Origin of the sequence: Streptomyces sp. NPDC093064 (assembly GCF_044754605.1) — a bacterium.
GTDB lineage: Bacteria > Actinomycetota > Actinomycetes > Streptomycetales > Streptomycetaceae > Streptomyces.
In genome coordinates this window covers 17730-35885 of record NZ_JBIVPK010000011.1, presented here as the reverse complement: position 1 = coordinate 35885, position 18156 = coordinate 17730, and the positions used below count along the sequence as shown (strand labels likewise).

Genomic DNA, 18156 nt, shown 5'->3' with positions numbered 1-18156 from the left:
GTCCCCGGTTATTTCCCGACCGCCGCGAGTTTTTCCGTGACCTGGGTCACACCCACCTGGACGCGCGCATTTCGCACGACCGGGCGGCCTGTCCCACGACCGGACCGCTCCAGCGCGCGCCGAACGCCCCAGCGACACAGGGTGATCACAAGGGTGCAGCCGGGAACCGGTGGCTGCCCGGCGCGAAAGGTGAACGCATGCAGGTGCAGCCGCCCCGCCGCCGCCGTAAAGGCCCGATACCCAAGCGCCGTGCGGTCGCCCTGGGCTCCGTCACGGCGCTGATCCTCGCGGTCGGCACCTCCGCGGGAACCGGTCACCTCACGGCGGGCGGCCCGGAGACCGGGACCGGAACGGCTGCGCTCTCCCCCGCCCTGATCCCCTGCATGATCAGCGGAGCCTCTTCGGTCCAGATGTCGGAAGGCGTCCCCACCACCGCCGGCTACGCCCGCTCCGTCGGCACCGTCCACGCCCTGACCCTGATGATCGACTTCTCCGACGCGCCCGGCGAGGACAACGCGCTCGACCGCTTCCACGAGTTCTTCCCGCAGACCCAGGAGTGGTTCCGCACCGCCTCCTACGGCCGCCTCGACTACCGCGCGGAGACCCCGATCACCCGGTGGCTGCGCATGCCGAAACCGTTCAAGGACTACGGCCTGGAGCGCGGCGCCCCGTTCGACCCGGGCTACCGCCAACTGATCAAGGACATAGTCAAGGCCGCCGGACCGACGGTGAACTTCCGGGACTACGACCTGATCAACATCCTCATGACTCCGAACGCGGGCCCCTCCGCCCTGGACACGGTCCTGTCGGTGACCTTCGCCGGCAACTCGGACGCGCCCGTCGCCAACGGCGTCGCCATGGCAAACGTCTCCTTCATCTACTCCCGCCAGGACGACGGCTCCGGCTCGTACGAGAACACCGGCTTCCGCGTCCTGCCCCACGAGAACGGCCACGTCTTCGGCCTGCCCGACCTCTACACCCAGGAAGGCGGGGAGGCGGTCGGCCACTGGGACATCATGAGCGAGGACTGGGGCGCCAACAACGACCTGCTTGGCTGGCACAAGTGGAAGCTGGGCTGGCTGGACGCCTCCCAGGTGAGCTGCGCGTCCAAGAAGGGGTCCGCCGAGTACACCCTCACCCCACTGGGCCGGGCGGGCGGCCACAAACTGGTCTTCGTCCCCCTCGACGGACGAACCGGCTACGCCCTCGAACTACGCACCCGGGAGGGCAACGACGAGGAGGTGTGCCGGCCGGGGATCCTGGTCTACAAGGTCAACGCCGAAGTCGACACCGGGCAGGGCCCGATCAAGATCCACGACTCCCACCCCCACTCCGGCGGCTGCACCCGCAGCCCCAACGTCGAGGCGGAACTGTCCGACGCGCCCTTCGCACCGGGCGAGTCCTTCAAGGACCCCAAGGCACACATCCGCGTCGACGTGATCTCGGCCGACCGCGCGGGGAACTACCGGGTGCGGGTCACTCGGCAGTGACGCGCGGAGTCTGCGGGAGCGGGAGCGCACCGGGGCCGAGGTGGGTGGGCGAGATGGGGTGAGGTGGAGTGAGGCGGGGTGAGACGGGTGGGTGAGGCGGGGTGAGGCGGGTGAGTGACGCGGACGAGTTCGCGAACGGACTACCGTAGGCCTGCTGCGACCGCCGCCGTACCGGAGAGCCGAACCGATGCCCGCGAACACCACGACGGATCCGGAGGCCCACGGGGCCGCCGGGGCCGACGCCCGCACCGGGCCCTCCACGGCAGACGCGCACCCGGCCTCACCCGCCGTACCTGCGGCACCCGCCGCACCCGCCGCACCCGCCGAGGCGGTCGCCCCGCTGATGCGAGGCGTAGCGGTGCTGCGGCAGCTGACGCTGGCCGGGGGCGCGCTGAGCCCCAGCGCCCTGGAGCGCGCGACGGGCCTCGCCCGCTCGACGGTGGACCGCATCACGGCGACGCTCGCCCGGATGGGATACGTCCGCCTCGACGGCCGGGACGTCGTCCTCACCCCCCGCCTGATGGAACTGGGCAACGCCTACCTGGCCGCCCTGCGCCTGCCGGCCCTGCTCGGGGCGCGCGCCGACGCACTCGCCGACGAACTGGACGAGTCGGTGTCACTGGCGGTCGGCGACCGCGACGGAATCCGCTTCATCCACCAGGCGACCCGCCGCCGCGCGATGTCCCTGAGCTTCCGCATCGGCGACCTGCTCCCGGCCGAACGCACCGCGCCGGGCGCGCTGTTCGCCACGGAGTGGACGGACGAGGACTGGCACCGCTGGCACGAGCGCCGCTCGGCCGACCCGGAGGACCGGAACTTCCCGGCGGTACCGCCACGTTCGCCGGGACGGCCGGACGACTTCGAGGAACGAACCGCTCAAGCCGGCCGGGAGGACTGGTCGTTGGACGACCAGCTGATCGAACCGGGCCTGGTCGCGGTCTCCGTCCCGGTACGGAACCCCGCCGATGGCCGGATCGCGTGCGTGGCGAGCGTGGTGAGCCACACCAGCCGCCACTCGGCACGTGACCTGCGCACGACACTGCTGCCCCGGCTGCGGGAGACGGTCGCGGCCATGGAACGGGACCTGCGCGAGGCCCCGCCCCCGGCGCCCGCCCCGCCGCCGTCGGGCCTGGCGACCTGGACGGCCGCCTCGAAACAGGAACTGGGCCGCGACTTCATCGAATCCCTGGCCCGCGGCCTGACGGTCCTGACGGCCTTCGACGAGGGCCGGACCGCCCTGACCCTGACGGAGGTGGCCAAGGCCACGGGCCTGGCCAGGGCGACGGCGCGCAGGGCGCTGATCACCTACGAGCACCTGGGCCTGGTGAGCCAGTCCCGGGACACCCGTACATTCACGCTCACCCCCCGAGTCCTGTCCCTGGGCTTCCCGCCCCTCTCCCGCGCCTCCCTGTCCGGGATCGCCCAGCCGCATCTGGAGGACCTGGCGGCCCGCGTGCACGAGACGACCTCCCTCGCCGTGCTGACGCCGTCCGGCGAGGAGATCCAGTACACGGCGCGTGCCACCACGAGCCGCATCATGAGCGTCGACATCACGGTCGGCGCCCGCCTTCCGGCCCGCGCGACGTCCCTGGGCCGAGCCCTCCTGGCAGGCCACGGCTACGCCCTGGTCGACGAGGAACTGGAACAGGGCGTGCGCTCGATCGCCGTCCCCATCCGCGACCGCGCGGGCAGAGCGGTCGCCGCGACGAACATCGCCCTGCACGCGGCCCGCCACACCCGCGAGGAGTGCGTCGAAGACCTCCTCCCCGCCCTGGTCCGAACCGCCCACCACCTGGAGGAAGACCTCCACATGGCCTCCCGCTTCACCCGTGTCGCCCTGGCCTGACTCCCCACCGCCCCAATCCGGTACGCTGACGCCTGTGGCCCACACGCCACGATCCGCCTTCGTGGGATCTGTGGGAAATTCCGTCGTCGCAGCTCAGGCCTAATGCCATGCGACGCCCGCAAACGCTGCAGCGCGGAATCCCAAACGTCTCTGCAGTGTTTTCGCAGTTCACGACAGGTATCGCACCCGACGGAACGATGCCGTGATGCACCGCAACCTGTGCACTGGCGGTGGCAGGGGCGCCCCCCACTGGCACCACACATCTGACGCTGTGGGGTGAGGGTCTCACCCATAGGACGGCACACCGCTTGCTACTTGAATAGCTAGCCGTGCAGCCTTGCAATGTGCCCAACTCACCCACCCCGCAGCCTGGAGGGGTCCGTTTCTCGTTGTTTCCTGGCGGATGTGAGGTATCGCACGGCTCGGGATGAGACGTGTCAGGACCCCGATGTGTGAGGTATCTCACGGTAGGGCGGGTCTTTGTCGTCGACGGGTGAAATGAGGACCACGGACGGCGGATCAAAAGCGGGCCACTGCGTGATCTCTTGATCATCCTGACTTCACTGGTACGGGAGTCAGGAGGGAAGAGAGGTGATCGGCGTGGAGGACTGGGCTGAGATCCGTCGGCTGCACCGGGCCGAGGGCCTGTCGGCCCGGGCGGTGGCCCGGCAGTTGGGGATCTCCAGGGGCACTGTCCTGCGGGCCCTGGCCTCGGACCGGCCGCCGGTCTACCAGCGCCCGCTGAAGGGCTCGGCCGTGGACGTGGTCGAGCCGGCCATCCGCGAGCTGTTGAAGCAGACTCCGACGATGCCGGCCACGGTGATCGCCGAGCGGATCGGGTGGGACCGCGGCCTGACCATCCTCAAGGAGCGGGTGCGCGAGCTGCGGCCGGCCTATCTGCCGGTCGACCCGGTCTCGCGCACGGTCTACTCGCCCGGTGAGCTCGCCCCGTGCGATCTGTGGTTCCCGCCGGCGGACATCCCGCTCGGCTACGGGCAGACGGGTCGGCCTCCGGTCCTGGTCATGGTGTCGGGCTACTCGAGGATGATCACGGCCCGGATGCTGCCCTCGCGGACCACCGCCGGGGATGGCCGCCGCATCGAGCAACCTTTCGTAGGCGCTGCGAAGGACTGTCGTGTCCATAGCGTGCTTCCCTTCAATCGGGGCGTGTCGAACTCGAATCCCGCTCCGCTGCCTCAGCGACGCGTTTGATGTTCGCCAACCGCCGGTCCCAGTCGGCCGCGAGCGAGGCCATCCACCGTGCCGTCGTGTCCAGCGCCGCAGGCCGCACCGCGTACCGCACCTCGCGCCCGATCCGGCTGCCGGAAACCAGCCCGGCGGCGTCCAGGACGGCGAGGTGCTTGACCACCGCCTGCCGCGAGACGGGTAGGTGTTCGGCCAGCGTTGTTGCGGTGGCCTCGCCCTGTGCGGCGAGCAGGTCAAGCAGTTGACGTCGCGTCGGGTCGGCCAGCGCACCGAGGACGCTGTCGACGACCTCGGCGGCGCCGGGACGTTCTTCCGTCACGTGGAGGGCTGTTCGGCGCGCGTCTTGAGCGCGTCGAGCTCCAGGGGCCAGCCTTCGCTGTGGTCCTTCAGATTCTGACTGCGCAGCTCATCGGACCCGGCCAGCGCCGCGAACCCGCTCTCGACGACGCGCAGCCGCGTCTGGTCGCCTTCCGGGGTCAACGTGAACTCTACGAGGGTGCTGTTGTCCTCGCGCAGCTCTTCTCCAGGGAACGCGCTGGTCCAGCGGTACGCCAGGTACGTGGGCGGCTCGACCTTCTCCACGCGCACCGGGAAGTCGCCGTGCTCGGCGTTCTTCGCCATCATCGACTCGCCTTCCCTGGCCACGGTGCCGGGCAGGCTCGCCTTGTCGGCCACCCAGAACCCGGGTTGGGCCACCAGCGACCAGACCCGCTCCAGGGGTGCCGCGATCAGGGTTTCGCGTTCGATCCGGTCCTCACTCATGAGGGGACTCCTCTGTCATTGCCATTGAGTGCAACTTCAGAGTTGCACATCGAACCCTTCAGGTGCAACCCAAGGGTTGCACCTAGGCGCTCATCGTCGGTTGGCGATGTTGGATGGGGGCTGAGTGAGGGCCGCGGGGCTGCTCAAAGACCGTAATGACCGCATCCCACCAGCGGTCGGCGCGCCTGCGCACCTCGGCCACGAAACCAACCGCCGCGTCAACCCCCGAAGTGCTTCCGTAACCAACCACTAAGGACTATCCCGCTCTCGGTCGAGGGTCCGCCGTCTGCGAGCCGGGCGCGGTGGTCCAGGTGGCGGGGTTCGCCATGCAGCGGAGGCTGATCGACGCCGCGGTCAGCGCCCTCATCGGCCAGCCACTCAGGCTCAAGGCCATGTCCTTGCGGGTACCAGCCAGCATCAGCGACAGCTCGCGCATACCAATGCCGGTCAGCGCTACCTTGGCGCCGCGCTGACCCTGGGCCACGGCCTTCCCCACGCGGTGCCGCTTGGCGCGGCCAGGGCGAACTCTGCCGCAACAAAAACCAGCTGCCGATCAGCAGCACGGTGACGAAGCGCGCCATAGGGAAACTGCTCCTCGGCCAGTCGCTCAGGCACGTGAAGGTCGAGGCTGCGTACGCCGATGACGGCACTGGTGACCGCCGCTGTTTCCGCCTGGTCTCCCGCCTGTGTGATCCTGCTACGGCTTGCCCGAGCCTAGGGCGGATTCCGCATCTCGGCCGCCCCAGCTGCCAGGGCTGCGCCAGAGCACGTGGACGCCGAAGATGCCATGCAAGGCATCGGCCGACCAATCCTCGACGGGCGGTTCGGACAGGACCAGGTAGAGGCGGTCGGCGGCAGTGGACAGGGTGTGGTTGATCTCCAGGAGGCGGGTGGCGCCCGCGCGGAGGTCGGCGTAAGTGGAGCGTCCGGCTCCGAGAACCTCGTAAAGGAAGTGGCCGTCCTCAGCGACGCGGCTGACATCGATGATCGGGGACTCGGTCGGCTGCAGGTCCGCCCAGAGCAGGTCTGCCATCAGGGCGTGGCGCACCGCCTCGTGCTTCTTGCACGTGCGGTCAGCAGCCGCCGCAGTCTCCAGTGTGTCCAGAAGATCCTTCGCGGGCGCTGCCGGCGTCGCGGGCATCTCTTCAACGGGTGTCATGGGCTCGGCTTCCTTCTGCGCGGGCTGCTGGATGGCTGAGACGGGTGCAGTCTCGGTTCCCGGTTCGGGCGAGGCAGCCAGGCGGTGTCGTAGCGCCTCGCGGGCTTCGACTAGGGGCTGGGCCCAGCCGGTGCGCGCCAAGTCCTCCTGGAGTCGGTTCACGTCCAGGCGGTTGTCCTTGAGCGCGCGGTTGGTGTTCGCCGCGAGATCGCGCAGGAGGCTCAGGCCGTCCTTGTCCGGAGATCCGAGCACACGCCGCACGTCCACCCAGTCCACCTGGTCGCGGCGGAGGACGCGGTTGACCATGCCCTTGAGCTCTGAGAGACGTTCGCGGGCGTTCTCCGGAACGGTGCCGTCACCATTGGCCAGTTCGTCGAGAACGCCGAGTGCCGCCACGTAACGCTCGGCCATTCTGGTTGAGATGGGCTGGCGCCCGCGCTGATCTGCGGTGAGCAGACAGTGGGTCTTCTCGTGGGCGAACACCCAGCAGTCCAGTTCCTCGCCGGCACGTGGGGGAGCCGAGCCGTGGCGGACGGTCAGAAGCAAAGGGACGTCGATCACGGGAGACAGGGCTTTGACCCTGTAGCGGCCGCCGGGGGCTTGGCCGATCACTCGGACATGGATGTCGGTACCGATCTCGGGGACGTGGCCGTCTGCCATGTTTGGTCCGGCTTGGACGGTTGCCGTTTCGGTGGTGCTGTCGGTGTCCGTGAGAGCCTCCGGGAGCGGGGAAGTGTGCAGGACGGTCAGGCTCTGGGTGCTGCGGGTGAGAGCGACGTAGAGCTGGCGAAGGCCGGCCGGGCCGCGGTTGGCGATGGTGGCAGGTTCGACGACGAGGACGTGGTCGTATTCCATGCCCTTGGCCTGGGCGGCAGCCAGGACGGAAACGGCCTCCCGCCGTTCGTCGGTGATGCTGGCGGACTGATCCAGATGGCGGCTGATTTCGTCGAGCCAGCCGGAGTCATCGGGGACGATGACAGCCACGGAGCGCAGAGTGTTCCCGTCGCTGGTGCCGAGGAGTCGGGTGGCTTGGGCGACAGTTTCGTCGAGTAGCTTCCACGGCTCGGTTGCCAACGTCTGGACGGCGTCCTCCCCGACTTCACGTATGGCCTGCGGGTAGGGCAGTGCGGGGGCGATCGTACAGGCCAGGGGCGCGACGAATTCCATGATTTCTGCGGGTACGCGGTAACTGGTGTTCAGCTTTGCCACGCGCCAGTCGCCGTGGTCGGAAAGGAGGGTGCCGAGGCGGCCCCAATCGGTGTAGGTGTGGGGACCTGTGGCCTGAGCGAGGTCGCCGAGGACGGTCATGGAGCCGTTCACCGCGGAGCGTCGGCGCAGGGAGCGGGCCTGCATGGGTGTCAGGTCCTGGGCTTCGTCGACGACGATGTGCCCGTAGCGTTGCGGGGTCTCCCCGGTGATGAGGTACCGCAGTTCTTCGAGACAGACGTGGTCGTCGAGGGTCCAGGAGTCAGCGTCGGCCTTGTCGGCTCTGGAGCGGTGCAGGGCTGCCTGCTCCTCGACGTCGAGGACGCCGTCGGCGCAGGTGCGCAAGAGGTCTTGGGAGTCGTAGAGGCTCCGCAGAGCCTCCCTGGCACCCGGCGACTGCCAGATGCGTTCGATCAGGCGCTCGATTTGGCGGTTGCGTTCCAGATCGCGACGGATCGTGTCACCGCCGCTGCGGCGCGGGGCTACTGCGACGAGTTCCTGCAGCAGGCGGTCGACGAGCAGGCTACGGAAGCGGTCGCGGCGCTCACGATAGGAGCCCTCGCCTTCGCGTACTTCCTCCAAGAGGGCGAGGACCTCCGAGCGCGGGATGCGCAGGGTGGTGCTGCCAGCAGTGACGGTGAGTTCTGGTTTGGCGTCCTTGTAGGAAGGGGTGCTGGTGAACTCGTCGATTGCCTCGGGGCGGCACTCGTGCTCAACGCGCTGACGCAGGACGGCCGCCATGCGTTCGTCGGACTTGACGACCCGCCCCTGAGGTGTGTCAGTACCGAGGATCTCGCCGTCCCACAGGCGGGTCACCTGCACAGCGTTGACGTTTCGGGTGCCGAGGGTGGGCAGGACCTGCCCGACGTAGTCGAGGAACCCCTGGTGAGGGCCGACGACGAGGATGTCCTGCGCCTTGAAGTGCTCGTTGTTGACCAGCCATGTCACGCGATGCAGGCCGACCGCGGACTTGCCGGTACCCGGGCCGCCCTGCACGACGAGGACGTCGGTGGGCGAACCGGTGACCAACTCCATCTGGTCGCGGCGGATGGTCTCGACGATGTCCCGCATGTTGCCGCGGCGCGAGCGCTGGAGCTCGCGCAGCAGGAACTCGTCGGGTTGCAGTGGCTTCTGGCGCTGGATGCGGACGATGTCGGCGGGGGTGAGGACGGGGCTGGGAACGGGCGGTCGTGGTACTCCCCCCTTCTGGATGCCGGTGGCGGGAATCGCAGGCAGCGCCTCCGGTTCTGCGTCGTCCACCGCCGGCCGCGGCTGCGGAACGGTGGCTGCGGGGGCGATCTCGTCGAAGTAGTCCTCGACGACACGCTGGACGCAGCGCAACTGCCTCCGCAGGAGAACCTCGCCCGGCGCGTCAGGCCGGACCTCGAACCACTTCTTGGCCAGTGGGCTGGTCCACAGCAGGACCACACGGTCACCAGTTGCGGGATCGCTGACGCCACGTCGTCCCACGTACCAGGGGTCAGGCTCGTCCTGTACGTCGACACGGCTGATGACCAGGGATTCGTTGCCGAGACCGCCGTACGACGCCGCCCGCTCCTCGACTTCGATCCGGTTGGCGACGCTGTCCTTGCCGCTGGCGGAGGCCGAGGCGACCGAACCCCCGGAAAGTTCAGCCAGTCGCGCGGCATAGCAGTCATACGCGTGGTCCACCGCCTTCTGCTCGACGGCGATGATCTCGTCACGCGTGGTGGTGCCCATGTGCATCCCTCCCTTGCGACGCCCCGAACGAAGGACGCCGCTACGGGCCTGCGCCCGTACCCCGGCGAAAGAACTATCAAAAATCGGTTGATGACACCCAGTCAGAGTCCCAATTCTCGGACCAGCTCGCCGACCTCCGTCCGCCAGGCGAGGACCTGGCCGTGCGTGGGGCCGATCTCGTACTGGTGGTAGTGGCACCCCAGACACAGGTGAGACCAGACAGCCTTGGCCCGCCGGGCAGTCTCCGCAGCGGCGTAGCAGCGCAGGCAGAGCATCCGGGCCCTCGCCGTTGTCCTGGACAGCCCCGGCACCGCGGTGTCCAGCACCTGGCCGACAGCGATCTCCAAGGCGGTCCGCAGTGCCAGGGCCGCTCCGCGGTTACGGCCGGAGGCCGTGGCGCCAAGGTTGCCGGCGAGGAGCCGGTCGGCCGTCAGCAGGAGGTCTTCGACTGAGATGGCAGGACCAGTCATCACGCGGTCACCTCCGGCTTGCGAACCTTCTGCGCTAGGGCCTCGACGTCCTTCACGAAACGGCGCGCGTCAGTGATCTGCGCGCCCCCGGAATGGGCACCCGACTGGCACTGCTTGATGAGGTACGCCGCCTGTGCTCCGTAGCGGGTGCGCAGTTCCTGGTCGACGTCGGCGGTCCGCCCGATGTCGCCGAACAGGGCCAGCGCAGCGATCTTCCTGAATTTGTCGGCGTCGCCGACGGCGGCCTGCAGCGCGTGCTCGGAACCGCCGGAGCGGTGGTGCCGGATCCAGGCGGCTTCTAGAAAGGCGTTTTCGAGTGCGATACGGCACAGGCTGGGCAGCACATGGGTCCGCGTCGCCGACGGAAGGCCTGGGGTGCTGACGATGGCCATGGCGTCGGCGAGCGCCTGGGCGACCGGATCGGTCACGGGCTTGACCGTCACCCTCGACGACGTACCCCGGTCGACCTCGAACACGGTCACGGGCAGTTCCTGGCTGGCGAAGGCCCGCTGGAGCCGGGTGTCATGGGTGAACACGACGACCTGCCGGTGCTTGCCGAGTTCGGACAGGACCTGGGCGAGTCCGTGAACCTTGGCGGGGTCCATGGACTGAACGGGGTCGTCGATGACGATGAAGCCGAACGGGCTGTCGGCGGTGGCGGCCCGGGGCAGGAACAGGGACAGCGCGAGGGAGTGCTGCTCGCCCTGGCTCATGACGCTGAGCGCCGAGGCCTCCTGACCGTCGACGGAGACGTCCATGACGAGCTTGCGGACGGTGGCCTTCTCGCTGCCCTTCAGGCTTACAGCCTTGAGGTCGATGTTGCTCTCCTGGCGGAGCCTCTCCCAGATCCGCTGCGACTGGTCGGCGAAGCCCTCCATGCGCTGCTCCCGCAGCTCGGCGGCCAGGGCCTTGATCCAGGTGCTGGCCTTCTTGAGGTCACGCAGCCGGCCCCTGTTCGCCTCTACGGCACGGGCCTTCTCCGCCCAGCCCGCCAGGCGGGTGACGAGCCTGCGCCAGCGTTCGTCCCGCTTCTCCAGCTCCCTGCAGGCCCTCTCCTTGACCGCAGCACAGGCGTCGGCCAGGGGTGCGACGGCTTCGTGGGCGCGCCGGGCGAGTTCGGCGGGATCGCTGATCCTACGGCAGGCGGTCCAGGCGCCCCACAAATCGGTCAAGGCGACGGGGATCCGCCCGGGCGTGTGGACGAGGTCCTGCACAGCCCGAGCGGCCGACCGAAGTTCGCTGCGCGCCTCCGCGGCGGCCGTCGCCTCCTGCCGCAGTGCGGCGATCTGGGCGGTGGCATCCGTGGCCCAGGCAGCGTCCAGCATCCCGTCGGTCCGGCACACGGGGCACGAGTCCTCGTCGGGGTGGCGGTCGTTGTGAGCCACCGCCCGCTCGAGGAGTTCCGCACGCTGCAGAGCGTCTTCGGCGCCGGTACCGCGCAGGTCCTCGACGTCGGCAAGGGCGTTGCGCAGCCGGTCCACAGCCGCACCGACCCGCGCCATGTCGGGTCCCTCTACGTCGGCCTCGGCGCGCAGCTCGGCGAGCAGACCCTCGTCGGCGTTGGGCAGACCACTGACCAGTGCTTCAAGGGTCGCGAAGTCGGGGGCTCCCTTCGTGTCGATTGCCACGAGTGCCTCTACCGCGCGCTCGTCGTCCTCGAGCTCGTACAAGCCTTCCTTGAGGCCCGGCAGCTCCGCCTTCGCCGCCTTTGCCGCGTCGTCGAGCGCCTTGGCCTCCTCGCGGAGCCGGCTACCAGCAGTGCTGAGCTGCCCCAGGCCGAGGATGGTGGCGATGGCGTCGTACATCTCAGAGGGCTTGCCGCTGATCATGCGGTCCAGGTCGACGTACGACAAGAAGGGCCGATAATCCGTCAGCGCCTGCCTCCAGTCCGCCTGGTCAAGGGGCACACGGCCGTGCCCAGGTCGCTTGAGTTCACCCTCCGAGTCGCTGAAGTCCTCGCCCTTCCACGTCCGGGTAAGTGTGCTGCGGCCGGTGTCGCCCTCAATTGCGAGTTTCACCTCGATCTCCGGCTTGCCGGTGTCATGGAGGTTGCGCCAGTTGCGGCTGCGCGTCGCGTCCTTTCCGTGCCACCGCAGGTTGGTGCCGGTGAAGGCCGTCTCGATGCTCTCGGCGATGCTGGACTTGCCGGAGCCGTTGCGGCCGACGACGAGGTTCACGCCGGGCCGGGGGCCGAGCTTCAGCCAGGCACGAGGGCCGATGCCGCGGAACCGGGCGACGGCGACGGACTCGAGGTAGATCCGGTCGGCCTGGGCGGCCTCCTGGATCTCGCCGTCGCCCAGAGCCTCCTTGAGGATCACCTTCACGGCCTCGGTGAGGTCTGCGGCCGCCAGGCGCGTCTGCACCAGCTCTGCCACGGGGACGGGCTGCTCGACCTGGGCCGGCTGGGCGGGGCGGGTGGGGTGGAGCACGTTCTGTTCGGGCCGTTCCGTCACTGTCATGGGTGTCTCCCGGGGTCCGGTGCTGATGCGGAGGAGGGGTGGGACACCGGCTGCGACCGTGGAGGGTGTGACTCCTGCGCCGCATCCGACACCAGGAACGATAGGGAGAACGAGGTGTTGGGAGCCTTTCATGCGTTGATAACTAGGGTTATCAACTATCAGCGGAACATGGACAGTTGACCACTCATGGTGTTCGCGTTCAATCCCGCAGTCCTGGCTGTTCCGGCGACGGCTTCATGGACAGAGACGGTCTGAGCCCGGTGACTGGTCGTCCGACCAGGCGGCGGAGGCACGAGCGGTCAAGTTCGCGCAGCTACTTCCCGGGGGGTTCTCCCGGTCAACGACGGATGGGGATCACCTCTACCTCGGCATGCATGGCTCGCAGTCGTCGGGCCGAGTGCAGGAGCGAGATCTGGGCGAAGGCGAAGAGGGAATCAACGTCGATGTCCTGTCCGTCCTTGAGGAGGATCCCGAACACCACCCGCAGTGCGCCGAGGTCCTCTACCCCACTGCGCGTTCCGGAGCGGGCGGCCACCTGCGCGAGGAACTTCTCGCGCACCTCGCTGTCGGTGCGGAGTGTCTCGACCGCGACCACCCCCTGGGCGAAGAGGTGGTTGAGAGGCGCGGTCTTCGACGCCTTCTTCACGCAGATCAGCTCACCCTGGGGACCGAGAACGTCACAGATCTCCAGACCGCCGCCGTTGAACCTCTCGGTAACGATGGTCCTCTTGTCGAACAGGGTGTAACCGGGCTGCCTTGCGATCAGGTCGTTGTACCAACCCTCGTCGTGGGAGTCCTGCCCCTTAAGGTTGCGAGCGCCCTTCGGCCAGGCGGGCAGCGTGAGCGTTCCCTTCTGCGCGAGGAGCTCCCGCAGCTCCTCTTCGAGCGTCGTCATTAAGTCGGCGCCAACCTCATACCACTTCCCATGACCGTAGAAGTACCGGTGTGCTCCGACCGGGACGTCCGCGATGAGCCACTCACAGCCCTTGGTGGAGGCACTCGCAGGAGTACGGCAATCTTCATCGCTGTACATCGTGATGCGCACTCGTTCGAGAGACTTCAAACGGTCACCCTCTTCCTCGCCCCGGATGAACTGCAGAAGGGTGCGGAGGTCGAGATCGGTCACCTCCTCGCGGCCGTGTCCCGGTCTGGTGAGCCGGAATGCCTGGGCGGACCCGAGCGCCTCCAGGCAGGATTCCGGCACACTGAGAGCCAGGCGAGCGCTGTTCGGATCTGCGATCAGCCGCTCCAGGGCACCCTGGGCATCTTCCGCTTTGTAACCGGAGGGGGCGAGGGTGCGAACTCGGTCGACGAAACGCAGCTCCGGAAGAGGCTCTTCACGGGCGCAGACCTCCTCGATCGCTCGCAGATCGCCGAGGAAGTCCTCCGGGTGGGTCGCCAGGGGCAGCTTGATGGTCGCTTCCGCGCATTCCACCTTGACCCGCTGAGCCTTTCCGCCCCGCACAGAGGTCAGAGGGATGCCGCTGACGGTGCCGCACAGGCGTCTGACAATGGCGCCGAACCGGTCCAGCCCGAAACCGTCGATGCGTTCGCCCCGGGCGACCGAGTATTCGTCGACCCGGCCTCGCCCGTCCATGATCTGGTTGCGGACCTTGATGACGCCTTCTTCGTCAAGGCTGCGCGTGGCGAACTCCAGGCCGAAGTCGTCGTCGCGGTAGTAGGGATCGAGCATGTGGTGGCCCACGCCGTAGCTGAGGGCGTACAGACCGCGTTCTGTCCTCATGACGATGAGGCCGGCAGCGGAGTGGCTGCGCTCGCTGACTTCGATCCCGGTGATGGCCTGGACCGCGGCGCACCAGTCGACTCTCTCACGGGGAATCCCTCCCGTGATCAACAGGCCCTCGATGCCGTCCCTGAAGAAGTCCTGGACCTTGTACCCGGGGCGATCGAGGTAGCGGCTGCGGACGAGGTCCCGGAGCTTGACCGTGCGCTCCGCAGGGACTCTGAGACGGTGGAGGGTTGACTTACGGGTGGTGCGCTTGCGCTGCTGCGTACTGCTCACGGGACGGCCCTCTCAGGTCGTAATAAGGACACGTGGCGCCTGGGCATGTGCTGATTTCTCGCTGCTCCTGGCGAACCCACGTCAGTCGCCGAGCGTGAACTTGAGTCCGCCGGTGTGTAGTTCGGCCTCGGTCTGGGTGAGACCGCCGCGGTGGGACACCTCGACGGTGTAGAACTTCGAGCCCGGGGTGATCTCGTCGACCGTGAACGCGAAGGTGCAGCCCGCCTCGGTCTTCTCCCCGAGGCCGAGGGAGCTGGTGGCGACCAGGGTTCCCGCCGCGTCGGTGATGTTGACCTGGGTGCCGAAGTCGATGTCGGAGTAGCCGCCCGTGCCGGAGCACGGCTCCCCGTCTTCGAGCCCCGCGCCGACGTCGGTGATCGTGATCGTGCCATCGGTCTCGAACGCTTTCGGTGCCTGCGTCTCCTCGGCCGTGGCGGTTTTCGAAGGGCTGTCGCCCTTCGCCCCGACTGTGTTTGCGCCGATGAGGGACACGGTCAGCCAGCATGCCGCCATCGCCGCGGCTCCTGCTCCGACACCGAGGGCCAGGACAGTGCCCCGTTGCAGTCGCGCCCAGCGGGAAGGGCTTGACGGTCCGGCCGGGGCACGGCCCCCGTCCGGTGCGAATGTTGGCATGGACGGGACTGGAGCCGCCGCCGGGGCAGGGTTCGATACGACGGGTTCGGGACCTGGAGTCGGGGCGGGGACGTGAGCAGGCGGCTCGGAGTCAGACATCGCGGTGCTGCCTCTCAGGACTCGAGACGGGGGCGGAGGCAGGCGGCCGTGAGTGCGGCAGACCCACCCCGTCCGGTGGGGAGAGCCGAAAAGGCTCGGCGTCAGCCGACCTTCTCCCACTTCAGGCAGCCCTTGGTCTCGAAGTACTCGCCCTTGTTGACCGTGACGCGGGACTGGCCGGTGATGTTGTCGTTGGCGATGATCGCCCCCAGTTCGCCGGAGGCGTTCTTGTTCCGGGCCCAGTAGCAGCCGAGGCCGAAGTTGTCGTTCTCGGGTCCGGCGGTCTTGTAGGTGCCGGCCTGGATGTCCTCGCCGACCAGGTACTGGCCGTCGCTGTCGATGGCGTCGGGCGGGCCGGGCCTCTTGGTCGGCTTCGGCTTGGCGGCGACCGTCTCCTTGGCTGTCTCGGTGACGGTCGCGGCCGGCTTCGGCGCAGAGGCATCGACGGTCTTGGTGACGGTGATGGCGGGTGCGGGCCGCACGGAGTCCGCTGCACTGCCCGACTCTCCGCTCCCGCCGATTGCGGCACCGAAGATCAGCGCGACGAAGGCTGTCGCACCATGAGTGAGCCATGCCTTCCGGCGGGACGGCTTCTGCACCGGCGGCAGCGGGGGCGGCACGGTGCCCCAGCTGGTGGCCGGGCTTGGCCCGTCGGGCTGGGCGGCGGGCGGCATCGAGGGCGTGCCGGTCATATCCGGGACCTCCAGGTCGTCGCGTGGTCAGTCCCACGCGGGTGGTGTGTCAACGGAGGCCAAGGTGACGTTCGTGGATGACAAGATGAGTGAACGAATGCGATAACCCCGGTTATCAAGCATGTCGGCCGTAGCGGGACCCGTTCGCAGTAAGGTTCTGCCACCTGCTCCGTAGCCGGGATTTCCTCCCGGAGCCGACAGGACAAGGGACTGCCTGAAGGGGGTGGAGACGATGAGCGCTGCGCTCAAAGCGGGATCCCACATCTTGCCCGAGATGCCGGCCTGGCGGATCACATACGCCGAAATCGCCGCCCTCGCACATGTGCAGCGGCCCGTCCCCACCACCTGGAGCCGCAGGCACCCAGACTTCCCCGCCCCCGTGGTCCATGAGGACGGTCGTCCCCTGTTCGATGCCCGTGCGGTCGTCGACTGGCTGACTACGACAGGCCGCGGCAATGCTGACCCTCGTCGGCTGCGCGCCGAGCTGGCCCTGCATACCCTCTCCGCCTGGCGGACCCCCGACCTGCCCGCATCTGTTCTGGTAGGGGCGCTGACCGCACTGATCTGCCTGCGCCAGCAGCTCGACACCGCCGTGTCGGGCCAGAGCTGGGACGCGCTCCTGGCCCGGGCCGACGACCTCGACTCCGAGGACACCTTTCTCCTCGCCGAGCTGCGTGCCGTGCCCGACCCGGACCGCACCGGGCCCGCCCTTGCTGCTCTCGCGGACGAGCTGACCGAGGCCGCCTACACTCCGGCAGAGGCCTTCGACTGGGTCCTGGAGGCCCGCCGCCGCCTCGGCTCCCACGACCTGGCCGCTGACGAGCCCACTCCCGCGATCGTCCAGGCTCTCGCAGCCCTGTCCGGTGTCGACGTCCTCGGCGAGGAGTCCGTCATCGCCACCCCCCACGCCCGCGCCGGCGACCTCCTCGCGGTCCTGCACGACCGAGCCGCCGAAGGCTCTGGCCACACCTACCTTGCCGCCGACCCCGACCCGGCCCGGGTCCGCCTCGTACGCCGACGGATGCTCGTACGCGGGGTGTACGAGTTCCATCTCGACGTCATGGAGGGCGAGGACCTGTCCTCCTCCGCCGACGAGTGGGGGTACCCGGACCTGCTGGCTTGCGTCCTTCCGTACGAAGGCGCGGAGACCCGCAGCCCCCAGGTCGTCCTGGAGCAGGTGCAGGCGCTTACCGACTACCTCGGCAACGGCTCCGTGGCCGTCGTGCTCGGCCCCGCCGACGTACTCGTACGCCCGCTTCCCCGGCATGGCGAGGCCGACCGGCTGCGCCGCTCCTTCCTTCACGAGGGCCTCCTAAAGGTCGCGATCAGCCTCCCCGACGGGGCGTTCGCTTACCGTCCTGGCTACCGCACCGCCGTGTGGGTGTTGTCCCGTACGGCGGAGGCGGAGCGCGCGGGCCGCGTTCTCCTTTCCGACTTCTCGGCGCAACCGCTCACCGAGCCGGTCCTCAACGCCCTCGCGGAGGACATCGCCATCTGGCGATCCTCGGGCTGGCGCGGGGACCGCCGGCACGAGCCGCGGCACGCCGTGATCGTCCCCGCGAAGGACCTTGACGACCGGCCGGGGAGCGCCTTCACCCCGCACCAGGGCCCCGTCGAGGCGCGCTATACCCGCGCGGTCATGGAGCGTCCGGCCCGCATCAGCGACCTGGAGCAGCGCCTGACCGAGCTCCAGGAGCAGGCCCGCCGGCAGCAGGCCGACCTGCGTGCGGCGTTGCGCATCCAGGCCGTCCTGCGCCCCGAGGATCAGCCGGTACGGCGCACCACGGTCCGCCGGCTCCTCGAGGAGCGTCGCCTGCGTCGACGCCCCGGTCACCGCATCGCGCCCGAACACCTCACTTCCGAGGGCCACTACCCGGTGCTCGCTCCGGACGAGATTCTCGGCACCGCGCGGCTGGGCGGCCGTCGTATCGACCGCGGTTTACTCCTCACCGCGTACGAGCACGCACAGTTCACCGAGCCCGGCGATGTCGTTGTCACCGCCAACCCGCGCTTCGGCGTCCACGTCGACGAGGAGGGCCTGTCGGTCGTCGCTGCTCCGGCCCGCATTCTGCGAGTACACCCCGACGCCGACCCGCCGGTCCGGCCACGGGTGCTGGCGGCGCTGTTGCGGGCAGCGGCCACGGAGTACACGCGTACCAGCGGCGCCGTAAGGGCGTCCCGGGGCATCGAGGACTTACTCATCCCTGACCTGGGGCGAGTCGAGGCCGAGCGCTACGACGCCGCGCTCGCCGAGATCGAGAGCCGCGCGGCGCTGCTGCGGGAGCAGTCCGCCGCCCTCGATGACCTGGCCCGCATCACGGCCGCCGGTATCGCCGACGGCACGCTGACCATTCAGAACCTTCCCGGAACCAATGACTGAAGGAGACGGTCT

11 protein-coding genes and 2 pseudogenes are annotated in these 18156 nt (G+C 68.9%); 4 read left to right on the top strand and 9 right to left on the bottom strand.

The window, feature by feature from the left end; genetic code table 11:
- The first annotated feature begins 197 nt into the window (after positions 1–197).
- The 3 genes and pseudogenes from ACIQFZ_RS15700 to ACIQFZ_RS15690 all read left to right on the top strand — a co-directional run.
- Positions 198–1490, top strand: a complete 1293-nt coding sequence (locus tag ACIQFZ_RS15700) for a M6 family metalloprotease domain-containing protein (RefSeq protein WP_402691448.1) — start codon at positions 198–200, stop codon at positions 1488–1490.
- A 187-nt stretch (positions 1491–1677) separates the two neighbouring features.
- Positions 1678–3336 carry an IclR family transcriptional regulator C-terminal domain-containing protein gene (locus ACIQFZ_RS15695; RefSeq protein ID WP_402691447.1) on the top strand — a complete coding sequence of 553 codons (1659 nt, stop codon included), beginning with the start codon at positions 1678–1680 and terminating at the stop codon, positions 3334–3336.
- 591 nt (positions 3337–3927) lie between these two features.
- Positions 3928–4410: pseudogene (locus tag ACIQFZ_RS15690) on the top strand (helix-turn-helix domain-containing protein); the annotation flags it as partial.
- Between the two features lie 82 nt (positions 4411–4492).
- On the opposite strand, the gene ACIQFZ_RS15685 reads toward ACIQFZ_RS15690, so the two are convergent.
- The 9 genes and pseudogenes from ACIQFZ_RS15685 to ACIQFZ_RS15645 all read right to left on the bottom strand — a co-directional run bounded on the left by ACIQFZ_RS15685 (position 4493) and on the right by ACIQFZ_RS15645 (position 15764).
- Positions 4493–4861, bottom strand: coding sequence for a metalloregulator ArsR/SmtB family transcription factor (locus tag ACIQFZ_RS15685; protein WP_365432225.1), 369 nt, complete (start codon positions 4859–4861; stop codon positions 4493–4495).
- Positions 4858–5304, bottom strand: coding sequence for an SRPBCC domain-containing protein (locus ACIQFZ_RS15680; protein WP_402691446.1), 447 nt, complete (start codon positions 5302–5304; stop codon positions 4858–4860). The genes ACIQFZ_RS15685 and ACIQFZ_RS15680 overlap by 4 nt, the downstream gene beginning before the upstream one ends.
- Before the next feature lie 373 nt (positions 5305–5677).
- Positions 5678–5885: pseudogene (locus tag ACIQFZ_RS15675) on the bottom strand (hypothetical protein); the annotation flags it as partial.
- A gap of 116 nt (positions 5886–6001) precedes the next feature.
- Positions 6002–9388 carry an ATP-binding domain-containing protein gene (locus tag ACIQFZ_RS15670; RefSeq protein ID WP_402691445.1) on the bottom strand — a complete coding sequence of 1129 codons (3387 nt, stop codon included), beginning with the start codon at positions 9386–9388 and terminating at the stop codon, positions 6002–6004.
- A 101-nt stretch (positions 9389–9489) separates the two neighbouring features.
- Complete coding sequence (locus tag ACIQFZ_RS15665; RefSeq protein WP_402691444.1) at positions 9490–9858, bottom strand: hypothetical protein; 369 nt, start codon at positions 9856–9858, stop codon at positions 9490–9492.
- Positions 9858–12317: an AAA family ATPase gene (locus tag ACIQFZ_RS15660; RefSeq protein WP_402691443.1), complete on the bottom strand. Its 2460-nt coding sequence runs from the start codon at positions 12315–12317 to the stop codon at positions 9858–9860. The genes ACIQFZ_RS15665 and ACIQFZ_RS15660 overlap by 1 nt, the downstream gene beginning before the upstream one ends.
- Before the next feature lie 337 nt (positions 12318–12654).
- The gene (locus ACIQFZ_RS15655; protein ID WP_402691442.1) at positions 12655–14340 is read right to left on the bottom strand and encodes a DUF6119 family protein; all 1686 of its coding nucleotides are present in this window, start codon (positions 14338–14340) and stop codon (positions 12655–12657) included.
- Between the two features lie 81 nt (positions 14341–14421).
- Positions 14422–14853, bottom strand: a complete 432-nt coding sequence (locus ACIQFZ_RS15650; protein WP_402691441.1) for a hypothetical protein — start codon at positions 14851–14853, stop codon at positions 14422–14424.
- A 320-nt stretch (positions 14854–15173) separates the two neighbouring features.
- Positions 15174–15764: a hypothetical protein gene (locus ACIQFZ_RS15645; protein ID WP_402691440.1), complete on the bottom strand. Its 591-nt coding sequence runs from the start codon at positions 15762–15764 to the stop codon at positions 15174–15176.
- Positions 15765–15996: 232 nt separating this feature from the next.
- On the opposite strand from ACIQFZ_RS15645, the gene ACIQFZ_RS15640 reads away from it, so the two are divergent.
- Entirely contained in the window at positions 15997–18144 is a 2148-nt protein-coding gene (locus ACIQFZ_RS15640) for a hypothetical protein (protein WP_402691439.1), read from the top strand.
- The last annotated feature ends 12 nt before the right edge of the window (positions 18145–18156 follow it).

Bases quoted from the DNA above. Each gene is read 5' to 3' on its own strand.
- ACIQFZ_RS15700 (WP_402691448.1), top strand. From the start codon at position 198: ATGCAGGTGCAGCCGCCCCGCCGCCGCCGTAAAGGCCCGATACCCAAG.
- ACIQFZ_RS15695 (WP_402691447.1), top strand. From the start codon at position 1,678: ATGCCCGCGAACACCACGACGGATCCGGAGGCCCACGGGGCCGCCGGG.
- ACIQFZ_RS15680 (WP_402691446.1), bottom strand. From the start codon at position 5,304: ATGAGTGAGGACCGGATCGAACGCGAAACCCTGATCGCGGCACCCCTG.
- ACIQFZ_RS15670 (WP_402691445.1), bottom strand. From the start codon at position 9,388: ATGGGCACCACCACGCGTGACGAGATCATCGCCGTCGAGCAGAAGGCG.
- ACIQFZ_RS15665 (WP_402691444.1), bottom strand. From the start codon at position 9,858: ATGACTGGTCCTGCCATCTCAGTCGAAGACCTCCTGCTGACGGCCGAC.
- ACIQFZ_RS15660 (WP_402691443.1), bottom strand. From the start codon at position 12,317: ATGACAGTGACGGAACGGCCCGAACAGAACGTGCTCCACCCCACCCGC.
- ACIQFZ_RS15650 (WP_402691441.1), bottom strand. From the start codon at position 14,853: ATGGCGGCATGCTGGCTGACCGTGTCCCTCATCGGCGCAAACACAGTC.
- ACIQFZ_RS15645 (WP_402691440.1), bottom strand. From the start codon at position 15,764: ATGACCGGCACGCCCTCGATGCCGCCCGCCGCCCAGCCCGACGGGCCA.
- ACIQFZ_RS15640 (WP_402691439.1), top strand. From the start codon at position 15,997: ATGAGCGCTGCGCTCAAAGCGGGATCCCACATCTTGCCCGAGATGCCG.